The 23,758-nt window shown below is 51.9% G+C and carries 16 protein-coding genes, 1 tRNA gene and 1 pseudogene; 10 read left to right on the top strand and 8 right to left on the bottom strand.

Features of this window, described 5'->3' with window-relative positions:
* Positions 1-460 precede the first annotated feature (460 nt).
* The 3 genes from L5220_RS07710 (at position 461) to L5220_RS07700 (ending at position 2,053) form a co-directional block, all read left to right on the top strand.
* Positions 461-685: a ferredoxin family protein gene (locus L5220_RS07710; protein WP_099799934.1), complete on the top strand. Its 225-nt coding sequence runs from the start codon at positions 461-463 to the stop codon at positions 683-685.
* Positions 682-1,812, top strand: a complete 1,131-nt coding sequence (nagA, locus tag L5220_RS07705) for an N-acetylglucosamine-6-phosphate deacetylase (protein ID WP_499572754.1) — start codon at positions 682-684, stop codon at positions 1,810-1,812. Before L5220_RS07710 ends, nagA begins: the two co-directional genes overlap by 4 nt.
* A gap of 149 nt (positions 1,813-1,961) precedes the next feature.
* Positions 1,962-2,053 (top strand) — tRNA-Ser (locus tag L5220_RS07700).
* A 22-nt stretch (positions 2,054-2,075) separates the two neighbouring features.
* Here L5220_RS07700 and L5220_RS07695 read toward each other — a convergent pair.
* Entirely contained in the window at positions 2,076-3,500 is a 1,425-nt protein-coding gene (locus tag L5220_RS07695) for a mannose-1-phosphate guanylyltransferase/mannose-6-phosphate isomerase (RefSeq protein WP_499572752.1), read from the bottom strand.
* A gap of 77 nt (positions 3,501-3,577) precedes the next feature.
* Between L5220_RS07695 and L5220_RS07690 the strand changes: the two genes are divergently transcribed.
* Positions 3,578-4,999 (top strand): sodium/glutamate symporter, encoded by a 1,422-nt coding sequence (locus L5220_RS07690; RefSeq protein WP_499572750.1) that lies wholly within the window; start codon positions 3,578-3,580, stop codon positions 4,997-4,999.
* Positions 5,000-5,266: 267 nt separating this feature from the next.
* Complete coding sequence (locus L5220_RS07685; protein ID WP_448526284.1) at positions 5,267-7,783, top strand: glycogen/starch/alpha-glucan phosphorylase; 2,517 nt, start codon at positions 5,267-5,269, stop codon at positions 7,781-7,783.
* Between the two features lie 157 nt (positions 7,784-7,940).
* Here the strand turns inward: L5220_RS07685 and L5220_RS07680 are convergent, their stop codons facing one another.
* Together L5220_RS07680 and L5220_RS07675 are read right to left on the bottom strand one after the other, a co-directional pair.
* Positions 7,941-8,141, bottom strand: coding sequence for a zinc ribbon domain-containing protein (locus L5220_RS07680; RefSeq protein ID WP_499572748.1), 201 nt, complete (start codon positions 8,139-8,141; stop codon positions 7,941-7,943).
* Complete coding sequence (locus L5220_RS07675) at positions 8,092-8,304, bottom strand: hypothetical protein (RefSeq protein WP_499572767.1); 213 nt, start codon at positions 8,302-8,304, stop codon at positions 8,092-8,094. The genes L5220_RS07680 and L5220_RS07675 overlap by 50 nt, the downstream gene beginning before the upstream one ends.
* A gap of 178 nt (positions 8,305-8,482) precedes the next feature.
* Between L5220_RS07675 and chlG the strand changes: the two genes are divergently transcribed.
* Both chlG and L5220_RS07665 read left to right on the top strand, forming a co-directional pair.
* Positions 8,483-9,469: a chlorophyll synthase ChlG gene (chlG, locus tag L5220_RS07670; protein WP_448527529.1), complete on the top strand. Its 987-nt coding sequence runs from the start codon at positions 8,483-8,485 to the stop codon at positions 9,467-9,469.
* Positions 9,470-9,477: 8 nt separating this feature from the next.
* On the top strand, positions 9,478-10,395 hold the full coding sequence (locus L5220_RS07665) for an RluA family pseudouridine synthase (protein WP_499572746.1): 918 nt from the start codon (positions 9,478-9,480) through the stop codon (positions 10,393-10,395).
* Here L5220_RS07665 and chlP read toward each other — a convergent pair.
* Positions 10,384-11,592, bottom strand: a complete 1,209-nt coding sequence (gene chlP, locus L5220_RS07660; protein ID WP_448525854.1) for a geranylgeranyl reductase — start codon at positions 11,590-11,592, stop codon at positions 10,384-10,386. The genes L5220_RS07665 and chlP overlap by 12 nt on opposite strands.
* A 434-nt stretch (positions 11,593-12,026) precedes the next feature.
* Between chlP and L5220_RS07655 the strand changes: the two are divergent.
* Positions 12,027-12,454: pseudogene (locus tag L5220_RS07655) on the top strand (transposase-like zinc-binding domain-containing protein); the annotation flags it as partial.
* Between the two features lie 21 nt (positions 12,455-12,475).
* Here L5220_RS07655 and L5220_RS07650 read toward each other — a convergent pair.
* The 4 genes from L5220_RS07650 to L5220_RS07635 are packed head-to-tail and all read right to left on the bottom strand — an operon-like array spanning position 12,476 to position 21,706.
* Complete coding sequence (locus tag L5220_RS07650; RefSeq protein WP_499572744.1) at positions 12,476-14,143, bottom strand: O-linked N-acetylglucosamine transferase, SPINDLY family protein; 1,668 nt, start codon at positions 14,141-14,143, stop codon at positions 12,476-12,478.
* A 43-nt stretch (positions 14,144-14,186) separates the two neighbouring features.
* On the bottom strand, positions 14,187-14,780 hold the full coding sequence (locus tag L5220_RS07645; protein ID WP_099799449.1) for a DUF3318 domain-containing protein: 594 nt from the start codon (positions 14,778-14,780) through the stop codon (positions 14,187-14,189).
* On the bottom strand, positions 14,777-16,426 hold the full coding sequence (gene pyrG, locus L5220_RS07640; RefSeq protein ID WP_448527537.1) for a CTP synthase: 1,650 nt from the start codon (positions 16,424-16,426) through the stop codon (positions 14,777-14,779). Before pyrG ends, L5220_RS07645 begins: the two co-directional genes overlap by 4 nt.
* A 54-nt stretch (positions 16,427-16,480) precedes the next feature.
* On the bottom strand, positions 16,481-21,706 hold the full coding sequence (locus L5220_RS07635; RefSeq protein ID WP_499572742.1) for a CHAT domain-containing protein: 5,226 nt from the start codon (positions 21,704-21,706) through the stop codon (positions 16,481-16,483).
* A 235-nt stretch (positions 21,707-21,941) separates the two neighbouring features.
* Here L5220_RS07635 and L5220_RS07630 point away from each other — a divergent pair, with 235 nt between their 5' ends.
* Both L5220_RS07630 and L5220_RS07625 read left to right on the top strand, forming a co-directional pair.
* A complete protein-coding gene (locus tag L5220_RS07630; protein ID WP_448527524.1) occupies positions 21,942-23,573 on the top strand; it encodes a helicase HerA domain-containing protein in 1,632 nt (543 codons plus the stop codon).
* Between the two features lie 132 nt (positions 23,574-23,705).
* Positions 23,706-23,758, top strand: a 53-nt coding sequence (locus L5220_RS07625) for a helix-turn-helix domain-containing protein (RefSeq protein ID WP_499572764.1), incomplete at its 3' end; no start/stop codon positions are given.

Below are 23,758 nucleotides of genomic sequence, written 5' to 3'. Positions count from 1 at the left end.
CACTTGCCCCCTCATCTCTGGAGTTTCTAAGCGTACTCCTAGGCAGGGGTAGCAGACCGTCAATCTTACAATCATACCCTATTGCTACAACGCCCCATGTTCAGCACAGCATCCGCTACATCACCTTAGACGCTACCGAGGGGGAGGCCACTGTTCAAGGTGCATCGCGTTGAATGCTTATTCTCTGACCTGCCAGTTCCCTCTCCGCTGATCGTCTCATAGCAATGATTATCGGCTCTTATTGTTAGGGGTAATCAGCTGCAGAAAGTAATCCTTGTTCGTGCGTTCAGCTTTGCTGCCGCTTAGCCCTTCATCCCCACAGAGACCATTGCTGGACTGTCCTAACCGGCCTATGCAGCGGCTCAGCTAAGGGATGGGGGCATATCCCAATTTCAGGGGGGCAGCAAATATGTTACAAGTCCTAAAGAGACCTGCCAACTCTCTCACTGAGGAGCACACTGTGGCGCATACGATTGTTACCAACACCTGCGAAGGGATTGCCGATTGCGTTGAAGCCTGCCCAGTTGCCTGTATTCACGAAGGGCCGGGTAAGAATGCCAAGGGAACCAATTGGTTCTGGATTGATTTTGCAACCTGTATCGACTGTGGCATTTGTCTGCAAGTTTGTCCGGTGGCCGGAGCAATTGTGCCGGAAGAACGCCCCGATCTGCAAGCCACCCCATGATGAATGCCTTTTCACAATGGCTGGATCGCGTGCGTATTCTTGGGTGCGATCGCCTACAGCAAGTTAAATTATCTGCAGGTCGCATTACAGATATCGGCATCGATTTAATTCCGCCGGGCACACCGGAGGTGATTGACTTTCAGGGCGATTACCTGTCCTTGGGAGGCGTTGATCTGCAAATTAATGGGGCGTTGGGCTACCCGTTTCCGTGGCTGACAACCCCTGAACCCCTCGAAAAAATTAGTGCCTATCTCTGGCAGCAAGGGATTGATGCCTACGCACCCACTATTGTCACGGCTCCCTTAACAGATATTCATCGTGCCTTGGCAGCGATTAGCCAGTTTCAACCCCCTACAAACCAGCCGAGCGCCCATATTCTGGGGGTGCATTTAGAAGGGCCATTTCTTAATCCGGCGAAGTGCGGTGCCCATCCGCCAGCCCATTTACAGCCCCTCACCCTTGAAGCGCTTCAGCAGGTGCTTGGTTCCTTCAGCAGTGCTGTTGCCATCGTGACCCTTGCCCCGGAACTAGATGCCAGCGGTAGCGTGCTCTCCTATTTGCACTCCCTAGGCATCACTGTCAGTGTAGGACACTCCCTGGCCACTGCGGCGGAAGCAGAGGCAGCCTTTGCCACAGGAGCCACCATGGTGACCCATGCCTTTAATGCCATGCCGCTATTGCATCACCGGGAGCCGGGGCTATTGGCGGCAGCACTTGTCAATCCACGTGTGTGGTGTGGTGTGATTGCCGATGGCATTCATGTGCACCCCTTAATGCTAAAGGTGCTCTATGAGTGCGCGGGCGATCGCCTGTTTCTGGTGAGTGATGCCCTTGCGCCCCTAGGGCTGGGGGATGGGGTTTATCCGTGGGATAACCGCCAGATTCAGGTTAAAGAGGGTACGGCTCGCCTTGAAGATGGGACGCTGTGCGGCACCACCGTTCCCCTGCTGGCCATGGTAGGACGCTTGGTGGACTGGGGCGTGTGTGGGTTTGAAAGTGCCCTGCGGTTAGCAACCGTTCAGCCCCGCCATGCCCTTGGCCTGCCTTCAGAATTGCTCCAGCAACCCATGACGAACCTGTTGCGGTGGCGATCGCCCCACCATTATGAACGCCTCATAATCCCTTAAAACAAATTGGAGGAGGGGCTTAGAGCACTGTTCCCACCCCTGTGGGGGGAATCACCGTATCGTGTAGCCCTAAGTCTTTAGCAGCACAGACTCCTGCGACCTATGCTGAACGGTAGATTTTTGATCTACAATAAAGAACGCTCCTTAAGGGAGAGATGGCTGAGTGGTCGAAAGCGGCAGATTGCTAATCTGTTGATAGGCAGGTAACTCCTATCCGAGGGTTCGAATCCCTCTCTCTCCGTTGCCAACAGTTACTTCTAGCGCTATGGTAGGCGACCGTACTGATCCTCAAAGCGGACAATATCATCTTCGCCAAGGTAGGCTCCGGATTGCACTTCGATCATTTCAAGGGGAATCTTGCCAGGATTCGCCAAACGGTGAATGGCACCAATAGGAATATAGGTGGACTCATTTTCAGTCAGCAAAAAGGTTTTGCCGTCACAGGTTACTTCCGCTGTGCCACTGACCACAATCCAGTGCTCGGCGCGGTGGTGGTGCTGCTGTAGGGATAGGCTGGCACCGGGTTTGACGGTAATCCGCTTCACCTGAAAGCGATGACCATGATCAATAGAATCGTAGGCACCCCATGGACGATATACCAGCCGGTGGGAGTGAACTTCAGGGCGCTCAAGGCGCTGTAATTCCTCAACTAAGTGCTTAACGTCCTGAGATGCCTCCTGCTGCGCAATAAGAACTGCATCGGTGGTTTCCACAACAATCAAGTTCTCTACCCCAAGGAGGGTGACAAGGCGATGCTGACTGTGCACAAAACAGTTTTTGCTGCCGTAGGTGAGAACATCTCCCCGACAACTGTTACCCAATTCATCTTTGGGGGTTACCTCCCAGAGGCTCGACCACGACCCGACATCACTCCAGCCGCATTCAAGGGGAACAGTCGCCGCTTTGGTTGTCCGCTCCATAACCGCATAGTCCACAGAAATACTGGGACATTGGCTAAACGGCTCTTGGGCAAGACGGGTAAAGTCTAAATCCTGCCGTCCGTGCTGGAGGGCAAGGCGACACTGCTGCAAAATCTGTGGTTGTTGTTGCCCTAGCTCCTCTAAAAACGTTTGGGCACGGAAGAGGAATATACCGCTATTCCACAGGTAATTTCCGGCCTGCACGTACGCCTCGGCAGTGGCTCCATCGGGCTTTTCGACAAACTTGGTGACGCGGTGGGCGTGGGGTTCCGGTAGCGGCTCACCACAGCAAATGTAGCCATAGCCGGTGTGGGGACGGGTAGGGGTAATGCCAAAGGTGACTAACCAGTCTGCTAGGGCGGGTGCCATTGCCCACTCAAGGCTTTGTTGGAATGCTGCAACATCTTGGACCAAGTGATCCGCTGGCAGCACCAACAGTAGGGCATCGGTTTCTAAAATATCTGTGATGTAAAGGGCGGCGATCGCAATGGCCGGTGCCGTATTGCGTCCCACCGGTTCCAGCACAATTTGGGTTGGCGTGACTCCTAATTGCTGGAACTGCTCCGCCACCAAAAAGCGATGGTTTTCATTGGCAATAATCAGGGGAGGCTGGACAGTGGCTAACCCTTGCAACCGCTGCCATGTTTGCTGGAGGAGGCTGCTGCCATTGCTGGTTAAGGTTATAAACTGCTTGGGGTGAGTCTGGCGAGACAGCGGCCACAGGCGACTGCCCGATCCCCCCGATAGGATCACGGGAATACAGTCCATCCCCCCTCCCTAGGTCTAAGTTGTTGATTAGCAGTGCTCAGCATTCTATTATGGCGACAATTTCTTAGCTTGACACGATGTTTAGGTTAATTACGGTTTTTTGGGCATTTATTTTTCTCGGTGTATTGTTGCTGCTGGGGCGAATAGTGCGCCAACGCTGGCCGTTGATGCAGGCGCTCTATATGCCTAGTTCCGTGATTGCTGGGGTGATTGGGTTACTGCTTGGCCCTGCGGTGCTGGGGGCGATCGCTGGGCGGATCAGTCCCGATTCAGCATGGGTGAATGGCATGTTTGCCGAGGATATCCGAGAGGTGTGGCGGCAGTCCCCCAGTATTTTCATTAATATTGTCTTTGCCTGCTTATTCCTTGGGGAGGTCATCCCCAGTCCCCGCGAGATTTGGCAAAAAGCCTCGCCCCAAGTGGCCTTTGGCCAGATTTTGGCCTGGGGGCAGTACGTGGTGGGGTTGGGCTTGACGCTGGTGATCCTTGTTCCCCTGTTTCAGGTCGATCCGATTGCGGGGGCACTCATTGAAGTTGCCTTTGAGGGGGGACACGGCACTGCTGCGGGGATGGCAGAAACTTTTACAGCGCTCAATTTTCCCGCAGGGGCAGATATGGCACTAGGGTTGGCCACTGTGGGACTGCTGTCTGGGGTCGTCGCTGGGGTGGTACTCATTAACTGGGCACGACGGACGAATCGGTTACAGGTGGCCGGGGCGATCGCCCCTATTGACGATAATTTTGAGGATCCACACCCTCACGATACCCCCGAAACCCGAGTGGCGCGGCAACAACTTCGGCGGGATCTGCTCATTGATCCACTGTCCTTGAACTTTTGCTTTGTTGGGCTGGCGATTATTATGGGCTGGCTCATCCTAGAAACCCTGCGCTGGCTAGAGAGATTGACTTGGGGGCAAACGGGTCTGACCTTAATGCCCTATGTGCCACTCTTTCCCCTTGCCTTGATTGGTGGAATTCTTGTGCAGGTGCTGCTGGTGCGATTACGCAAGCAATACCTCATTAGCCGCCCCCTCATCAACCATATTGGTGGGGTGGCCTTAGATGTCACGATTATAACGGCCTTGGCGACGCTCTCCCTTGCCGCTATTGGCGAAAATCTATTACCGTTTCTAGTCTTGAGTTTTGGCGGTATCTTCTGGAACCTGTTTGTGATGCTCTACTTGGGGCCACGTATTTTACCCGTCTTCTGGTTTGAGCGCGGCATTGGTGATATGGGGCAGTCAATGGGGGTGACCTCAACAGGGCTGCTGCTAATTCGCATGGTGGATCCCCATAATCAATCAGGAGCCTTAGAAAGCTTTGCCTACAAGCAAATTCTTTTTGAACCCATTGTGGGGGGAGGGTTGTTTACCGCTGCGGCTCCCATCTTAATTCGCAATGTTGGCGTGGTGCCTGTACTCTTGTTAACGACGCTGCTGCTCCTGTTTTGGTTGGGGTTTGGGCTGTGGAACTGTCACCAAATCCGGCGATCGCCCTAGGGCAAACGCAGACTCCTGAACTTGCTCGCCCAAGACGCTTCTAAGGGAGCGAAGACAGCAAAATAACTCAACGCAGGATGGGATAATGACTTTCTTGTTCACGTTGTACTTCCCTGAGTAGGGGTGTGCCCTGAGCAATGACCCTTGGCCAATCCCAACCCTAATTAAGGTAAAGAGATCCTGTACTTGTCTGGGAAGCTGGAGCAATCGCGGTAGAACTAAGGCAAGGGCCGATTATTCACCGCGTAGTTTGCGAGGATTCCCACAATGACCAGTTTAATTCCGCCCGGTTGCCCGACGGTGCTCACAGAAGACGATCGCACCGGTACAAGTGTTGAAACATTGCGCCGCGCCTTCATGGATAACCTGTTCTTTGTGCAAGGACGGTTTCCAGAAGTTGCCACAAAAAATGATCATTACCTTGCCCTTGCCTACACTGTGCGCGATCGCCTCCTCTTGCGCTGGCTCAACTCTGCCAAAACCTATCGCGATCAATTCAGTCGCACCGTTTGCTACCTCTCGGCAGAATTCTTGCTTGGCCCGCACCTTGGTAACAACCTCATTAACTTAGGGTTGTACGATGCCGTTGCCGAAGCCATGCAGCAAACAGGCCTAGATCTCAACGTACTCCTCGATCAAGAAGAAGAACCCGGACTTGGGAACGGGGGGCTGGGTCGCCTTGCTGCCTGTTATATGGACTCATTAGCCACCCTAGAAATTCCGGCCATTGGCTATGGTATTCGCTACGAGTATGGCATCTTTGACCAAGAAATCCGCGATGGTTGGCAAGTAGAAATCACCGACAAGTGGTTACGCTACGGTAATCCGTGGGAAATTGCCCGCCCTGAAATCACTCTGCCAGTTAAGTTTGGTGGCTCCACCTACAGCTACACCGACGATCAGGGGCGCTACCGCGTCGTTTGGCAACCCCATCAGATGGTGCAGGGAATTGCCTACGATACCCCCATTCTCGGCTATAAAGTCAACACCGCCAACCTGCTGCGGCTGTGGCGGGCAGAGGCCATTGAATCCTTTGACTTCCAAGCCTTTAACACCGGTGACTATTACGGGGCGGTGAACGAGAAAATTGCCTCAGAAAACATCACCAAAGTGCTCTACCCCAACGACGAGCAACTCCAAGGCAAAGAACTGCGCCTGATGCAGCAGTATTTCTTGTGCTCCTGTGCCCTTCAGGACATGATCCGGCTCTATTTACAGTCCTCCTCAGATTTAACCCGTTTCCATCACAAGTTCACCGTCCAGCTGAACGATACCCACCCAGCCATCTCCGTGGCGGAGCTAATGCGCCTATTGGTGGATGAGCACCTACTGCCTTGGGACAAAGCGTGGGATATTACCCGCCAAACCTTTGCCTATACCAACCACACCTTACTGCCTGAAGCCCTTGAAAAATGGCCGCTTCCCCTCTTTGGGTCTCTGCTGCCACGGCACCTGCAAATTATCTACGAAATTAACCAGCGGTTTCTTGATCAGGTGCGGCTTGCCTATCCTGGTGATCAGGAGCGATTAGCGCGGCTTTCGATTATTGATGAAAGTGAGTGCCGCTATGTGCGCATGGCCAACTTAGCCTGTGTGGGGAGCCATGCCATCAATGGGGTGGCAGCCCTGCACTCAGAACTGCTTAAACAAACAGTACTGCGAGACTTTTACGAACTCACCCCTGAAAAGTTTTCCAATAAAACCAATGGGGTAACCCCCCGTCGCTGGATGGTGCTGAGTAATCCGGGGCTAACCCAACTGATCAGTAACCATATCGGTGAGGATTGGATTAAGCACCTCGATCAACTGCGGCGGCTTGAACCTCTTGCCGAGGATGCAGGGTTTGCCGCCGAGTGGCACGCGGTCAAACACAAAAACAAAGTGCGCCTAGCCGAGTATATTCAGCAGCGGGTGGGTATTAGCGTTGACCCCAGTTCGATTTTTGATATTTTGGTGAAACGCATTCACGAGTATAAGCGGCAACACCTGTGCGTTCTCAATATCATTACTCTTTACCAACGCCTCAAAGATCATCCGAATCTCGACATTACACCGCACACATTTATCTTTGGCGGCAAGGCGGCTCCCGGTTACTACAAGGCCAAGCTGATTATTAAACTCATTAACTCTGTGGCAGAGGTGGTCAACACCGATCCGACAGTGGCCGATCGCCTGAAGGTCGTCTTTTTGCCAGACTATAACGTTACCTGTGGTCAGCGAGTGTATCCGGCTGCCGATCTCTCTGAGCAAATTTCCACGGCGGGCTATGAAGCCTCAGGCACTGGCAACATGAAATTTGCCCTCAATGGTGCGCTGACCATTGGTACCCTTGATGGCGCCAATGTCGAAATTCGTGAAGAAGTGGGGGCTGAAAACTTCTTCCTCTTTGGCAATACCGTTGAACAGCTACAGGAGATCTGGCGCAACGGCTATCGGCCATGGGAGATTGCCAACAATAACCCCATGCTCAAGCGAGTGCTGGATCTCATCAGTTGTGGTCACTTTTCCCACGGCGATACAGAGCTATTTCGCCCCATTGTTGAGCACCTGTGGCAAAACGATCGCTACTGCCTACTGGCAGATTACCAAAGCTATGTCGACTGCCAAGAGCAGGCTACGCGCCTCTATCGCGACCAAAAACAGTGGGTGAAAATGTCAATTCTGAACGTAGCACGCATGGGTAAGTTCTCCAGCGATCGCGCCATTCGTGAGTACTGCGAAGACATTTGGCGGGTACAGCCCGTTCATGTGCCCTTAGCAGACACCTCCTATATTGCCCAATGACCTAGGGTGCCCCCTCAGCATCTTGGCATACTCCGCGCAGCTAAAACTGGGGGATTCTGGTTACTGGTTCTACGACAGCACTTACGTCCTTGGATTGCCCCGCAGACGCAGAGGTGCGTGTCTCTCCAGTCGCTCCCCCTTACGGGGCAGTTCCCTTTTACCCAAAGGTACTGTTTGGCCATTCCATTCCCAAGAGCCCCTTTTTCAGAATATTTAGGGCGGCATTTTGGTCTCTATCCATCGCAAACCCACACTTGGGACAACTATGGGTTCTGGTGGATAGCGTCTTGTGTACCCTGTAACCACAACTACAGCAATCCTGAGTCGTGTATTGCGGTGTTGAAGCAGGAACCTTCATCGGCGACGATGGAATCCCCTTCCTGGGCGCAGCGAAGGGAAGGGAGGATGTCAAGGACATCGTACATCGTGTTGCGAATTGGGGTACGGGGTAAGCGTGCCATGACCACCCCCCCAAAATACAGCAGCAGATAAGCCGCCGCCATCCACCAGTGAATGGTCATAAGACGCTAAAACACTGAGGTGAAGCAGCGAGGTGTTGTTGAAACGACATCTGACATCCATGCCCCCTTCTGAGTACTAAGCGTGTTTCCTGTACCGTAGCTCAGGTTTTGAGCCATACTCTGGGGAACCTGCCACTGCGCTTTATAATCATTTACGTAATGCTGGGCAAGAAACGCTATGACGGACACCCCTGATTCAACCACACCGGCAGTAGAGACCGCGGCAGCGGCGCGGCAACTTTTGGGCATGAAGGGTGCCAAAAGCGGAGAAACCAATATCTGGAAAATTCGCCTCCAGTTAATGAAACCCATTACCTGGATTCCTCTAATCTGGGGGGTGGTGTGTGGGGCGGCCTCCTCCGGTGGCTTTACGTGGAGCCTTGAAGATATTTTGAAGGCGGCAACCTGTATGTTGCTCTCTGGGCCGTTGATGGCGGGCTATACCCAAACCCTCAACGATTATTACGATCGCGAGATCGATGCCATTAATGAGCCGTACCGCCCAATTCCTTCAGGTGCTATTTCCCTTAACCAAGTGCGTGCCCAGATTATTTTTCTGGTAGTGGCAGGKTTGGGGTTGGCTGTACTCTTGGATTTATGGGCGAATCATCCCACCTTGCCCGTCACAAAAATTGCCCTGCTTGGTGGGTTTCTGGCCTACATCTATTCCGCGCCCCCCCTCAAGCTGAAGAAAAATGGCTGGCTGGGGAACTATGCCTTGGGAGCCAGTTACATTGCTCTGCCGTGGTGGGCGGGTCATGCCCTTTTTGGTGAATTAACACCAACGATTGTGGTACTGACCCTGATTTATAGTTTGGCGGGGTTGGGCATTGCCATTGTCAATGATTTCAAAAGTGTCGAGGGCGATCGCCAACTGGGATTGGCTTCCCTGCCGGTAATGTTTGGGGTGGGCACAGCGGCGTGGATTTGTGTCCTGATGATTGATATTTTTCAGTTGGGGATTGCGGGTTACCTTATAGCCTTGCACGCGAATCTCTACGCCGTGATTTTAATTCTGCTGGTGATTCCGCAAATTGTCTTTCAGGATATGTACTTTCTGCGGGATCCCCTAAAAAATGATGTCAAGTACCAAGCCAGTGCTCAGCCCTTTTTAGTTTTGGGAATGCTAGTGGTTGGCTTGGCGTTGGGGCACACCCTTGTTTAATTCTAGGCATGGCCACAACCCTAACCCTCACGGTTGAACAGGGGGGCGATCGCCTCGATACATTTTTAGCCCAGCACCAGCCGCAACTCTCCCGCTCCCGCTGGCAACAACTCATTCAGCAGGGGCAGGTACGCATTAATCACCGCATCTGCGATCGCAAAAACCACCCCCTCAGTGGCGGAGACATCTTAGAAATTACCCTGCCGGAGCCAGAACCCCTAGCGCTTGAGCCGGAAGCGCTCCCCTTAGACATTCTCTACGAGGATAGCGATCTGCTGATCCTCAATAAGCCGGTAGGTGTAGTCGTGCATCCAGCACCGGGTCATCCCCACGGTACCCTAGTGCATGGTCTGTTGGCGCACTGTCCCGATTTGGCTGGGATTGGCGGCATCAAGCGGCTAGGCATTGTCCATCGCCTCGATAAAGATACCTCAGGGGCAATGGTAGTAGCTAAAACCGAGGCCGCCCTCCATCATCTACAAGCCCAACTCAAATCCCGCCAAATGCAGCGGCACTACCTCGGCGTAGTCTATGGACAACCCAGCACCGAAACGGGCAGCATTACTGCTCCCATTGGTCGCCATGAGCGCGATCGCAAAAAAATGGCCGTTGTCTCACTCCCCAAAGGACGCATTGCCACAACTCACTGGCAGGTTCAAGAACGCTTTCGCCACTGCGCCCTTGTGGAATTTCACCTAGACACCGGACGCACCCACCAGATTCGGGTGCACGCAGCACATCTGGGGTGGCCTTTAGTGGGGGATCCCCTCTACGGTAGAGGCTCCCCTGTGAAGATGAACCTTCCGGGGCAAGCCCTCCATGCCTTCCGGTTACAGCTGATCCATCCGCGAACCGGTGACCCGATCGTGGCGATCGCCCCCCTGCCAGCGCACCTAGAAAAACTCCTGCGCCTGCTACGGAGCTAACGCATTGCCCCGCAGTAAACTACCAATGGTTTTAGCAGTAATTTTCAACTGCACTAGGGGATTTGCAGGCACCACAGTTTTGTAGAGGTAGCTGTCAAAGGTAAGCTTTTGCACATCCACATCGCTACACATCTCCACAAACGCCTCGCGGGTGGCATCCGAGCGGTAAAAGACCCGTTGCAGCAAATCCAACACGAGGTAAGTCATACCGTAGGCCTTATCCCACCGCTTGAGATAGAGCTTCAAATCGGCTTCTGTGGGGATGCGACGGCCATTGCTAGATGTCTCGACAATGGTTTCAGCACACATCCGTGCCGACTTGGCCGCAAAATAAATCCCTTCACCGGAGGACTTGGTGACCGTACCGGCAGCATCCCCCACGAGGGCAACCCGCCCCACCACCCGTCGTGGACGGGGATGCTCTGGAATCGGATGGGCTTCGACTTTGATGATTTGCCCCCCCTCCAGTTTGGCCGCCGCGCGCGCCCGAATGCCTGCCTGTAGCTCACGAATGCGATCTTTATTCACCTTCATGGTGCCGGTGCCCACGGCCACGTGGTCGTACTTCGGAAACACCCACGCATAAAAATCAGGGGAGACATCATCGCCCACATACATCTCCGCCAACTCGTCGTAATAGGCCATTTTGTCAGCAGGTAAGCGAATCCGCTCTTGAAAGGCAATGGCATAGTTGTAATCACCAGCATCAATTTCCTTGGCAATGCGGGAATTTGCCCCATCCGCGCCAATGACGAGATCCACCTCAAGGGTCTGGGTGCTACCATCCCCTAGGACATAGTGCAGGGTATAGGGCTGATCACTGCCGCTGGGTTGCTCCAGCTTAAACACCGTGCCATTGATGAGGTTTGTGCCCAAATCCGCCGCCCGGTTGCGCATAAAGGTGTCTAGAACCTCACGGCGACACATACCAATGTACTCATCATCCTTGAGGGTTTGGCCGATATTCACCTCAATGTTGGAGGGGGAAATCATTTTCATTTTCCGTACCCGCCGATCAATAATTTCGGGGGGCAACTCAAATTCACTGACCATGCACAGGGGGATGGCTCCGCCACAGGGCTTGGCATTGTCTAACTTGCGCTCAAAGAGATAGGTCTCAATTCCAGCCTTGGCTAAAATTTCGGCGGCGGAGGAACCCGCTGGACCACCACCAACAACGGCTACCCGAAGTGACAACGGACAACTCCCAATCACTGCTAACAAACAACAGTTTGGATGGTATCACGGCAATTTTTTGTCTTCAAGGATTTAATCCCCAAAGGGCACAACTGTAACACTTTTCAATATTTGGCCACGATGTCACCGGCCTTGCAAAGGGTATTGGTAACTTTACGCAGGCACACAAGAGCATTTTCTGGAGGAGTCGCTGGCAAGAGGCTGCTCTTTAGCAACACCCGAGAGATTATTTATCAGGACTTACGCAGAAGTGGCTTTAGACCGAACAAACGAGCTTTACTACACTAAACTACTGCCAGTATCTGCTGAGCAGTCTTGTCAACTGCACCGTCACAAACGTGGCTGACCATCTCGAGGGCATCAGCCATGACTGCATCAGCCGCTATTTAGGTGGGGGCGTTGCATCATGAAGGGAGGAGTGAGGATGAGTTCTCATGCAACGTTTAGGATGCCGATCGCCTCCTATCCGTAAGAACGGTAAGAGAAGAGGTAAGCAAAATTACATTTGCCGCCCTCACCCTAGCCCTCTCCTTTGGGAGAGGGAACAAGACTCTTAGCTCCCTTCTCTCTGGGGAGACAGGTTGGGGATAAGGGCAATTCATAGCCACATTCAGCAACACCCTCAAGGATATAGCGATGAAATCAAGCAACAATGCTGACCCGTGTATGTCAAGGCATTGAACGCGTCACAGGGGTTGATCATACAACGGTCATTCAGTAGGTGAAACCAGTTGGAGAATGTCTGCCTGCTGCTTATGTCCCAGATGGTTGGCGAACTGGATGAATTGGAACCCTTTGTCGGCGCTACAAAAACAAAATCTGGCTGTGGACAGCCGTTAACCACTTTAGAAAAGGAATTTTAGACCGTTCCGGAAGAACCCAATTAATTACGATAGGAGTACACCGTTTGCAAAATAAATGCTTCTAGGGATTTTAGCCCTTCTTGATCTGCCATCACTCGAGGTAAATTGGTCTGAATCTGCTGGCGAATCCATTCACGGTACGCCACATTCTGGCCGAGCTCAATCGCTTTGTGGATATAGTCCCTCACGGTCGGCGCAATGAGTTCCGGTAGCCCCAGTTGGGTCAAAATCCCTGCGGTGTGCCGCCCCCGCATAAATCGTCCGGGAGTGGTCACGATAGGGAGTTGGGCATAGTTCAGGGCTTCTAGGGTTGTACAACCCCCCGACCACTCAATAGAATCCAGAAAAATATCGAGGCAGTGCAGCATGGAGGTAAACCCATAGAAATTCAAAGGCCGGGAGATGAAGCAATAGTCTTGCCAGTGTAAGTTCTTGGCAGAAAATGCTCGCTCAAGGCGGGCTTCAAACCGCTGGCGGCTATGCTTGGTCATATGATGACTGATAAAGACAAATTGGCAGTTGCCGACGGCAGCGGCAATCTCTGGATAAATATAATCAAACTGTGGCAGATACTTAAACACCGACTGTAAACAACCATACAGTACTGCATCAGGCTTTAATCCGTACTCCTGTCGCGTAATCGGTGCCCTTTCATCTTCTGGTAAGGGACTGAACTGAATCCCTAAATTTTTAAGCCGTACTAATTGTTCACAATACTCTGAATCACCCGTTTCTGGCTCCATTAATTCGCTACTTAGAAAATAATCGATTGTGGGCAAACCAGAGGTATCTGGGTGTCCCCACGACATGCACTGAATGGGAGCTAACCACAGACTAGCTAGTTTAATCACGTCTAAGTCCATGCCAATTTCCGGGAATAACATCAGATGTAGTTGGTCTGATCTAATCAATTCAAACCATGATTCAAGCGGGCGGATTCCCATCTCGAATTTATGACAGTAGCGCTTAATTTTTTCGGTACATTGATCGGTATAGTCCTGTGGGTAGTAAGCATAGATTTTAATTTTTTCATTGTTTAAGTATTTAATCCAGTTATGGAGCATTAATTTCCAGACCGTATGCCTGCGAAAAAAGCCACAGAGAATGCCCACTCGCACCGGTATGTCTGGAGAGAGCTTTGGCATTGCAGGGCGCTCTTTGCCCTTGGGAATGATCTTTGTCATGACATCATGAACAAACTGACCATACATCTGTTGCAGATGACGAGTGGGCAATCCCTGATAGGGGAGCAGAAACATTGCTACATAGCCAATCCAGTGATGCAGTTGCCCGATTTCTTCAACAGATGCATTTTGAAAAGCCGTGTAAAATTCAAAAAAGGCTTTTTCAAATTGTTGATGACAGACTAACACTTCTTCTGGCGTATCATAAACATTGAGTAAATAGCTAAAGCACCGTATAAATTCAATACTAAGTTTCCAGTCTGGTTGCAAAGAAAGCGCAACCTCATAGGCATGCCGAGATTGTTCTAAGTTACTGTCAGAGCTACTGAGAATGCCTAAGCTACACCATGCTGTAGCAAGGTGAGAATCTAAGGAGAGGGCGTGCTTAAAACTAGCAATGGCCTTATTAAAATCTTTATTTTGCCATTGCTTCTTTGCAAATTTCTCCCAGCCTTTCGCAAATGCAGGATGGGGACTTCGCAAGGCAAGTTGAAGATAGTCCATAGGTATGACGGTTCAAGTTGCAAGGGGGGTAAGTGTGTGTTCCTCACGCTACCCGATTGGGGGTGACTGGGTCTCCGACCAATTGCCGCAGGTTTTGGGTGCGAATAAGGTCGTTCACTTCAAGCACGGGTCGGCGCTCAAGGGTCGCCACATGCTCGATAGCGGCAAGTAGAGCTGCTGCTGCTTCGGCTTCGCTGTATCCCCGGCGTTGCGCCAGCTGTAAGGCGTGGCGATCGGCCGCCACTTCCACAGCCACACCGCGTGTATTCTGCCACACTTGGAGGGCACCAAAGGCTGTTAGACCCCCTGCGACGATCGCCCCCACTGCATCTGCTTGCAGGAATTGCAAGACGGTGCCAAGGGCGCCCGCAACGGTTACCCCCTGATACAGATCTAATTTGATTAATCCCGTTGCGTTAAACCAGGCTACGGCTCGCAAGATCAGTAGATCCCGCTCGCGAGTATCTAACCGGCTCCAGAGGCGGAAATTAATTTCAATGGGGCGATCGCCCCACGGCAGGGCTGGCCGATAGGTAATGACCTGTGCCTGCTGCGGACGGGAGACCAATTTACAGCGCATCCGAGCGGAGGCGGGCATGAGGTCTAGAAGACGGCGAATCTCGGAGTCTGGGGTCACGGCGTAACCTCTGTGGCAACGGTGGAAACGACATGAGAGTTCGTCAACGTTCCGCGCTTCGTTGCAGCTGCAAGGAGACCATAAAACAGTGGGTGCGGTTGATTGGGACGAGAGCGAAATTCCGGATGAAACTGCACCGCAATAAAGAAGGGGTGTGCTGGATATTCAATGATTTCGACTAAGCGGCCATCGGGGGAGGTGCCGCTAATGACGTAGCCCGTTTCTAAGAAAAGGCTGCGGTAAGCATTATTAAACTCATAGCGGTGGCGATGCCGCTCATAGATCACAGTTTCACCGTAGAGTTGCTCAGCAAGGGAGTGAGCCGCCAGCCGACAGGCGTACAACCCTAGGCGCATGGTGCCCCCCAAATCCACAATATCCTGCTGCTCCGGCAATAGGTGAATAACGGGATGGGCGGTATTGGGGTCAAACTCGGCGCTGTTGGCGTTTTCTAGACCAGCAATATGGCGTGCCCATTCAATCACAGCGCACTGCATCCCTAGGCACAGCCCCAAAAAGGGAATGTTCTGCTCGCGGGCGTACTGAATGGCAGCAATTTTGCCCTCCACACCGCGAATGCCAAAGCCACCGGGGACAACCACTGCCGCCACGTTTTCGAGGTAAGCCGCTGCGCCATTTTCCGCAATCTCTTCGGAGTTCACCCAGCGAATGTGTAACTCTTGATCGAGGGCGATCGCCGAGTGCCGTAACGCTTCCACAACCGAGAGATACGCATCACTCAGACGCACATACTTGCCAACAATCGCCACCTCTATGGGAACTTGGGGACGGTAGAGCCGCTCCACAAGGGCTTGCCATTGGCTCAGATCGGGGGAGCGTTGCTCAAGGTTCAACAGCCTTAGCACTTGGGTGGCCAACCCCTCCCGTTCCAGCAGCAGCGGCACTTCGTAAATACTCTTGGCATCTGCTGAAGGAATCACCGCATCGACGGGCACATCACAAAATTGCGAGAGTTTTTCCTTAATGCCTGGCACCAAGGGGCGATCGCACCGGCAGATGAGAATATCCGGCTGAATCCCAATCGAGCGCAACTCCTTCACCGAATGCTGCGTGGGCTTTGTTTTCATTTCTCCCGCCGACGGAATCCAGGGCACCAGCGTAACGTGCATAAACAGAACATGGTGCCGCCCCACCTCCGTGCGAAACTGCCGAATAGCTTCAAGGAACGGCAAAGACTCGATATCCCCAACGGTGCCGCCAATCTCAATGATCACAACATCGGGGTTCTTATCCTTCGCAACCCGCAAAATCCGTTCCTTAATTTCGTTCGTAATGTGGGGAATCACCTGTACTGTGCCCCCCATATAATCGCCCCGCCGCTCCTTATTGATGACCGCTTGATAAATCGAGCCAGTGGTAACGCTATTCAGCCGCGACATCGGAGTATCGGTAAACCGCTCGTAATGGCCAAGATCCAGATCCGTTTCCGCCCCGTCATCCGTCACAAACACTTCTCCGTGCTGAAACGGACTCATGGTTCCGGGATCCACATTGATATAAGGATCTAGCTTGAGAATTGAAACAGAATATTGCCGCGATTTGAGCAGTCGCCCTAAGCTGGCAGCGACAATACCCTTGCCAATACTTGAGACAACGCCGCCCGTAACAAACACATATTTAGTCATCATGTTTCAGTGAGTTGCTACCCCGTACCCCTTAGATTACTGTACCTTGGGTTTCTACCAAGGGCTACCAATGGTCGTAAACGCTGCCCAAAAGTACGGATGCGAGAGTTGGCGTGTCCCATTGGTGGTTAACCCGTCCGGCAGAGGAATGGCTAGCCCCCCCCGCACACCGGTACCCCGCAGACTATTACCCTCGATCACAACTGCCCCTTTGATCATGGCAATTTGGGCTTGGCGCAAGGCTTCTGCCTTAATGGGTGCCGAACCCAAATGCTTATAAAACTCCGTCATCAAAGCGAGAGTGCCCTCATCACTGACGTACCACAGGCTAGCCACGGAAGTTTTAACCCCAGCCTGCAGTGCCAACCCTGCAAACCCTAGCTCGGCCTCGCGGCTCCCCACCGCTGTGCGACAGGCACTGAGGGTCATTAGCTCCGTGGGCGGACGGAACAAGCGTAACTGCCGCAACTGGGCGATCGAAAGCTGGCTATCCCAAAACTGAATGTAGGAATTGTCGGGTTTGCCCGGATTAAACTCGCCGTGGGTGGCCAGATGCAAAATTGGATATTGACTACGGCGACGCTGCGTCTCTAGATTTGGAACTGTAAACTGTGCGTTGAGGAATTCGGTACCCCGTCCCACCAATTGGGTAATGGTTTGTAACTCGATGGGAACCGCTGGTAGTGGACTTTGCTTTTGAAATTCAGATGCTCCCATGGCCAAGACTTGGGCATCCTGCAGTGGCTGATAGCGAGTATCCACAAGGTTAATGCTAGGAATCAGCCCTAGATTGTACCGCTCCACTAAGAACTGGCCATTGCGCCCCACAGGTACATCCGTCACCGTAGAAGACACTAAGTTAGAGCCAGTGTGCAGCGCGGCGATCGGCAGTCCTCGCAGCCCTTGATCCATCGCAAAGACAAGCGTAGTAATCCCCCGAGCTTGCAGTTCAGGATCTACACTGCCCAAAATCCACTGGTACAGTTGCTGCGCAAAGGGCAAATAGGAGTCTGTATTCGTTTTAGCCGGATCCCGCACCTCTCGGTTAAAGGCAGAAATCACCCGCTGGAGTTCCTCCTGAGAGACACGCACCGCCTGATAAATGGGTTCCCCCGTCGGTGTCACAATAAAAATATCCAGTTGGCCGGGTCGCCAAAAAACATACGTGAGGGCGGGAGTTTGTCCGATTTCTGCCGCCATTCGAGCTAGCAATGCTTGAATTTGAGCAATATCAAGATTTTGTAGCCCCTCCTGACCAGGGGTATTAAACAGTTCACCAAAATACTCACTGAACTCAAAAGTATAAAGCTGCTCCAAGAGCTTAACCGCTGTTGCATAATCGCCTTGGTCAAAGGCATTACCAATTTGCTGGCGAATAATGTCAACCCCCGAAAAATAGAGCACTTGGGCAACCGTTTCCGGAAATTCCGGATTTTGCACTTCCTCGCCAAAGAAAATTTTGCCTAGATCTTCATCGATTTCAGATTGGGACGGTGGTGCGGGAGGCTCTGACGGTGGTGCGGGAGGCTCTGACGGTGGCGCGAGAGCAGAGACCCGGTACAGGAATCCTGAGCCGCCAAACAAGGGAGCACCTGGGTAGGTTGTATCAAACTGCTCGGCACCCGTAAGGCCGCCTTTCACATCAAGACTGGGATCTGTGGAATAGACCAACCAGCGCCCATTGGGGTTCGTAAAGACCGTTGAGCCAAAATTATTAATAAAATTGTTGCCAGCCACCAGCACAATGGCATCCCCAGAGCCAAAGGCGGTAATCGGTGCATTCAGAACAATGTTACCCGTCAAGGTTTGCAGAAAAATAGTGCGACCTGTAATCCCTGTAGGATTGACGGTACCAATGGTGAGGGTGCCGTTGTTCACCAACTGAAAGTCACTGGAACTGTTTAACTGAGCAGCAACTGTACCGATTTGGTTACTGGGGTTTAGGAGGGTGACGTTGCCATTTTGTAGGGTTGCCCCTAAACTCCCCACTTGCAGCGGAGCCGTTTGGGTAAGGTTGCCAGTGGCTAAATTTACAATGAAAGGGTTACCGTTCGTGCTCAAGCCAGTTGTCAGGCCATTGACCCCATTATTAAAGCTAGTGATAGCAAGCCCCCCTTGGTTGCTGAGGGTGACCCCGCCATTAACATTGCCCGATAGTGCTTGCAGTTGGTTATTGGGGTTGCTGAGGGTGACGTTGCCTTGGCCGAGCAGTTGTAGGGTGTTGGCAGCAATGGCATGACTGCCTTGGCTGACACCGCCGCCACTGTTTAGGGTTAGGTTGCGCCCATTCAGATTTGTGACCCCAGAGCCATTAAACTGAATCCCAGCAGAACCAGCACCGGGAGTTTGCAAGGCAAGGTTATAGCTCAAACTCAAGGGACGCACGTCAATCAGCCCAGTACCACTGGGGTTGCCAATGGTCACGAGGGAAAAGCCACCACTAATGCGATCCAGCAGTGTCTGATCGATCAATAAGCTGCCCGTTGCACCATCTCCCACACCAACTGTGGTACTGACAAGCACGGGTTGAAAAACTAAACGACCGCTGCTATTAGAGACAATTGATATATTGTTCAGGTCGTCAGCTTCCAGATTAATGCGGCCTAAAGCCGCAAAGGTTAAAATTCCATTCTCTACTTGAAAGCGGGCAACACCATCGTCATAGGAATTAATTTCAATGCCAGTTCCAGATTCGCTACTGCGGCCATCAATTAAAAGATTTCCAGAGCCAGCAGCCTGAATAATGGTTGTAGAGGGTAGCCCAGAAGAAATTTCAACTCCAGTTCCATCTGGCTTAGCGATTCCCAGAATCTGAACATTGCCAGTGCTACTGCTAATCAGCATCGTTCCATCAAATTCACTGGAAATTGACACCCCTCGGTTAAAAAAGAAGCCACCGCCAGTTCCAGAGCGCCCCTCTAATAAAATATTTCCTGATGCGGTTGTAATGGACGAATCAGTGATCTCAATCCCTTGACTCCATCCTTCTGGGATGGGATCGCCACCCGTACCGAATATTTCAATATTGCCACTGCCTGTTGTTGTCACTATGGCATCCGTCATCTCAATACCACGGCTACTCAATCCACCATCAGAGCCCTGCCCAGTCAGGGTGATGTGACCGCCCCCAGCATTTAAGGTTGAATCGGAAATCAAAACACCGGTTCTACTACCAGTACCAGTGATGTTAATGTTCCCTCCTTGTGATAAAAGACTGGAGAGTTGGATCAGAACCGCAGCCGAACCACCTCCAGTACCATTAATAGTAATGCTCCCCCCGTTTGAATCAAGTATCGAGTTGCCGATATTAATTCCACTACTGTTACTTGAAAGTAAAATGTTGGCGGATCCTGATGTTGCTTGAATACTGGCGTTGCTAAGTCCAATCAACGTTTCAGCTTTCAAAGTAATTGAACCGACTCCTGAGCCAGTGTAGTTAATTGATGACGATGGGTCAACAAAAATAGCTCCTGTTCGGGACTCAAGTGTAATGTTGCCGTTAGCAGAGAGGCCTGAAGAGCTGACGGTAAAATCACCTACATTTACAAAGGAGACTGAGCCAACATTTCCATATAATTCAGAAATGTTATTGTCCGCAGTTAAGCTAAAGGTTCCACTGCCAGAGAGACTTAAGATATCTGTAGTGATTGTGCCGCTACTACTTTGACTGATGAGGCCATTTCCTTGCAAACTAACAGTTGTTGTGTTGCCAGACGAAGCTTCTAGGTTGATAGGGGCGTTGAGGGTAATATTGTTGCCAGAATTAAAGCGAAGCGTAACAGAGGAGCCTGAGAACGCATCTATAGGTGCATCGACCGTAATATTGCTGCCAGTGATTTCAACATTTGTACCCCCAGAGAGCCGACTCTCAATTGTTTGATTGCCAACCGTTGCGTTGGCAATGGGGGTAAAAATATCAGGATTCCCACCAGAATAACTACCATTATTAATGACATTACTATCAACGATGGTGACATCAAATGGATCAAGCAACCATGTTCCAGCTTTGCCATTGATAGCGCTGGCATCCACAACGCCAAAGGCATTCAGGACGTTGCGCCCGGAGGTTTCTACAAAGCCACCATCGCCTCGGAGTTGGCCACCACGCGCCGTAATGGTGCCATAGAACTGGGTGGCATTATCGGCCCAGGCAATGATGGTACCGCCATTGCCATCGCTGAGGGCATCCGCTGCAATGATGCTGCCACGGTTAATAAAAAGGTTTTGAGCATTGAAGCTGCTATCAAGGCGATGGGTGCCTGTTGTGCCCCCTAGATAGTCGCCGCCGATCAGAATTGTGCCACCACCAAACTGGCCGGAGGCATTGAGGTTGGCATTCAGGAGGGCGGTGTTTTGCCCCGTGACGGTGATTTGCCCACCGATGCCGTTGGGGTTGGCAACGGATACATTACCCCCCACCACGGCGGTGCTGCTGCCCATTGGCACCTTGGCAGGGTCGTGCACGAGACTAATGGTGCCATCAGGGTGCTGGATGACGCTGTTGACGGTGGGATAGGTGCCACCGCCGGTGAGTAGATTGGGCAGATCTATGGCGGTAATGATGCCGTCTGCGGGGAGTCGCTCTTGAGGAATTTCGAGGCTGAGGAGCATCCCCTCTTGTGAGACCCGCACCATGCCACTTTCGGGAACGGCAATGAGGTGAATCGTCCCGGCAGGGGCAACAAGGCTACCGGTGTTAATGACGTGGTGCGCCATTAAACTCAGGGTTTGGCCACTGCCGACGGCCAGATGACCTTCGTTGATGATGATGCCTTTGTTGAGGAATTCAAAGCCAGTGGGGTTGCTGTTGAGTTGACTGTAAGTGTTATTACCGTTGAGATCAAACACACCACCATCGAAATGCACCCGCTGCGCTGTGCTGGCATGAAAGGCAGCGGGCAGGTTGAGGCGGGCATTGGCGCCAAAGACGATTCCGGCAGGGTTGAGCAAGTACAGGTTGCTGTTGCCACCGCTAATTTGCAGAAGGCCGTTGATGTAGCTGGCATTGCCGCCATTGACTCCGGCCAGAATATTGCGAATTTGAGGATTCGAAAGGAAGTTAGCGGTTTGACCACTGCCAACGTTAAAGTCACGAAAGATGTGAAAGAGGTTTTTGCCGTTGCTGGATAGGGTGCCACCCCCAATATCAAATTGTTGACCGGTTTGGGTGACGGTGGTGCCGGTAGCATTGGGGGCAGGAGTGATTTGACCGGCTACTGTGCTTGTGAACATCCCCCAGCACAGCACGGTCAGCGGGAGCGATCGCCATGTCCAGTTCATAAATAGCCTCTACTTAGATGTGACTTGGCACGTTTACCGTGGCAGTGCTAATCTACAGACAATTATTGCCGTATGTGGCACAAGCCATTATAGATAGTGAAATACTAATCTCCAATAGTCTCGGTTGATCACCGGAATGGAGCACAGTGTTACCCTTGCTAAAGGTGGGGCGTAAGTATGCGCGTAAATATGCAAAGGTAGGGAGACTGCTTGAAACTGCACTGTTACAGTAGGCATGGCACAAACACAATTAGGTATTGTTGTTCAAGGCTCGTTGAGTCAAGGCTTAGAGGTTCGCCTCAGTGGCGATGTGGCTGTTGAAGAACTGCGGGTAGGGCAATTTCTGGTTGTGCAAGGCCGCCGCAATCGTTTTTTTTGCCTCCTTACGGATGTGGTTCTTGACACGGCTAATCCGCGTATCCTGCTAAATCCACCGGCGTTGGACGATACGTTTTTGCAAGAGGTGTTGGCGGGGACGGGTACCTTTGCCACTCTCAGTCTGGCGCCGATGCTGATGATTGGCGAGGCGGGCAGTGATTTACTTCCGGTGAAAACCATTCCCGGTCACTTTAGCCCGGTTTATGAAGCGAGTGATCAGGACTTTCGTGCGGTCTTTGGCTGGGAGGGGGATCCACAGCGGCGCAATTTTGCCATTGGTTATCCCCTTGAGATGCAGGTGCCCATTTGCTTGGATTTGGATCGCTTTGTCGAGCGCAGTAATGGCGTTTTTGGTAAGTCGGGTACCGGAAAATCCTTTTTGACTCGCCTGCTCCTGTCGGGCATTATCCGCAAGCAGGCGGCAGTAAACCTCATTTTTGATATGCACTCGGAGTATGGCTGGGAAGCAACCCGCGAAGGCAAGCACTTTAGCACTGTCAAGGGTCTGCGGCAACTATTTCCTCGCTGTGTGAAAATTTATACCTTAGACCCAGAGTCCACCCAGCGGCGAGGGGTGCGAGATGCCCAAGAGCTTTATATTGGTTTTGACCAAATTGAAGTCGAGGACCTTGCCCTTGTCCAAGCGGAGCTGAATCTGTCGGAAGCAAGCCTTGAAAATGCGATCATCCTGCGCAATGAATTTGGCAGAAGCTGGATTAGCCGTCTGCTGGGGATGACAAACCAAGAGATTCAAGAGTTTTGTGAAACCAAGATGGGCAGCAAAGCCTCGATTATGGCCTTGCAGCGTAAGCTCACGCGGCTGGAGCAACTGAAGTACCTACGCAATAGTTGTGCAAAGAACTATATTGGTCAAATTCTTGATACCCTTGCTGCTGGGCAGCATGTGGTTATTGAGTTTGGCTCTCAAGCCAATATGCTCTCCTATATGTTGGCGACGAATATTATTGCGCGGCGAATTCACCATGCCTATGTGCAACAGTCCGAGGTCTTTTTGCAAACGAAAAACCCCAGCGATCGCCCCCATCAACTGGTGATTACCATTGAAGAAGCCCATCGCTTTTTAGACCCTGCCACAGTAAAGCAAACCATTTTTGGCACCATTGCCCGCGAAATGCGCAAGTACTTTGTCACCTTGCTCGTGGTGGATCAGCGCCCCTCTGGCATTGACAGTGAGATTATGTCCCAGATTGGCACCCGCATTACTGCTCTGCTTAACGATGAAAAGGATATTGAAGCTATTTTTACGGGGGTGGCAGGTTCTCAGCAATTGCGCTCTGTTTTAGCTAAACTCGACTCAAAGCAGCAGGCACTGGTGTTGGGTCATGCCGTGCCCATGCCGGTGGTGATCCAAACCCGTAGTTATGATGAAACCTTTTATGAAGAGATGGCGGATATTCCTTGGCCAGAGTTACCCACACCGCTATTGTTAGAGGCGGCTCAAGCTGCTAAAGCTGACTTAGGTCTTTAACAAATGTCGCAAGAAGTCCCCGATTCTACCGCAGGTGAATCGTGGGATGAATGGCGACCCATAAATCAACGTGCGTAGCACATCCTCTTTGCTATCTGGTAGGATATTATCAGTAACATCCAAAGACGCTAAATGTTGCAAGCGTACAAGTTCAGAGCCTATCCAACCCACGAGCAAGATCGGAA

It is taken from the genome of Synechococcus sp. PCC 6716 (assembly GCF_022570815.1).
Classification (GTDB): domain Bacteria; phylum Cyanobacteriota; class Cyanobacteriia; order Thermosynechococcales; family Thermosynechococcaceae; genus Thermosynechococcus; species Thermosynechococcus lividus.
The sequence above is the reverse complement of the archived record's forward strand: the minus strand, read 5'-3'. Positions and strand labels throughout refer to the sequence as shown.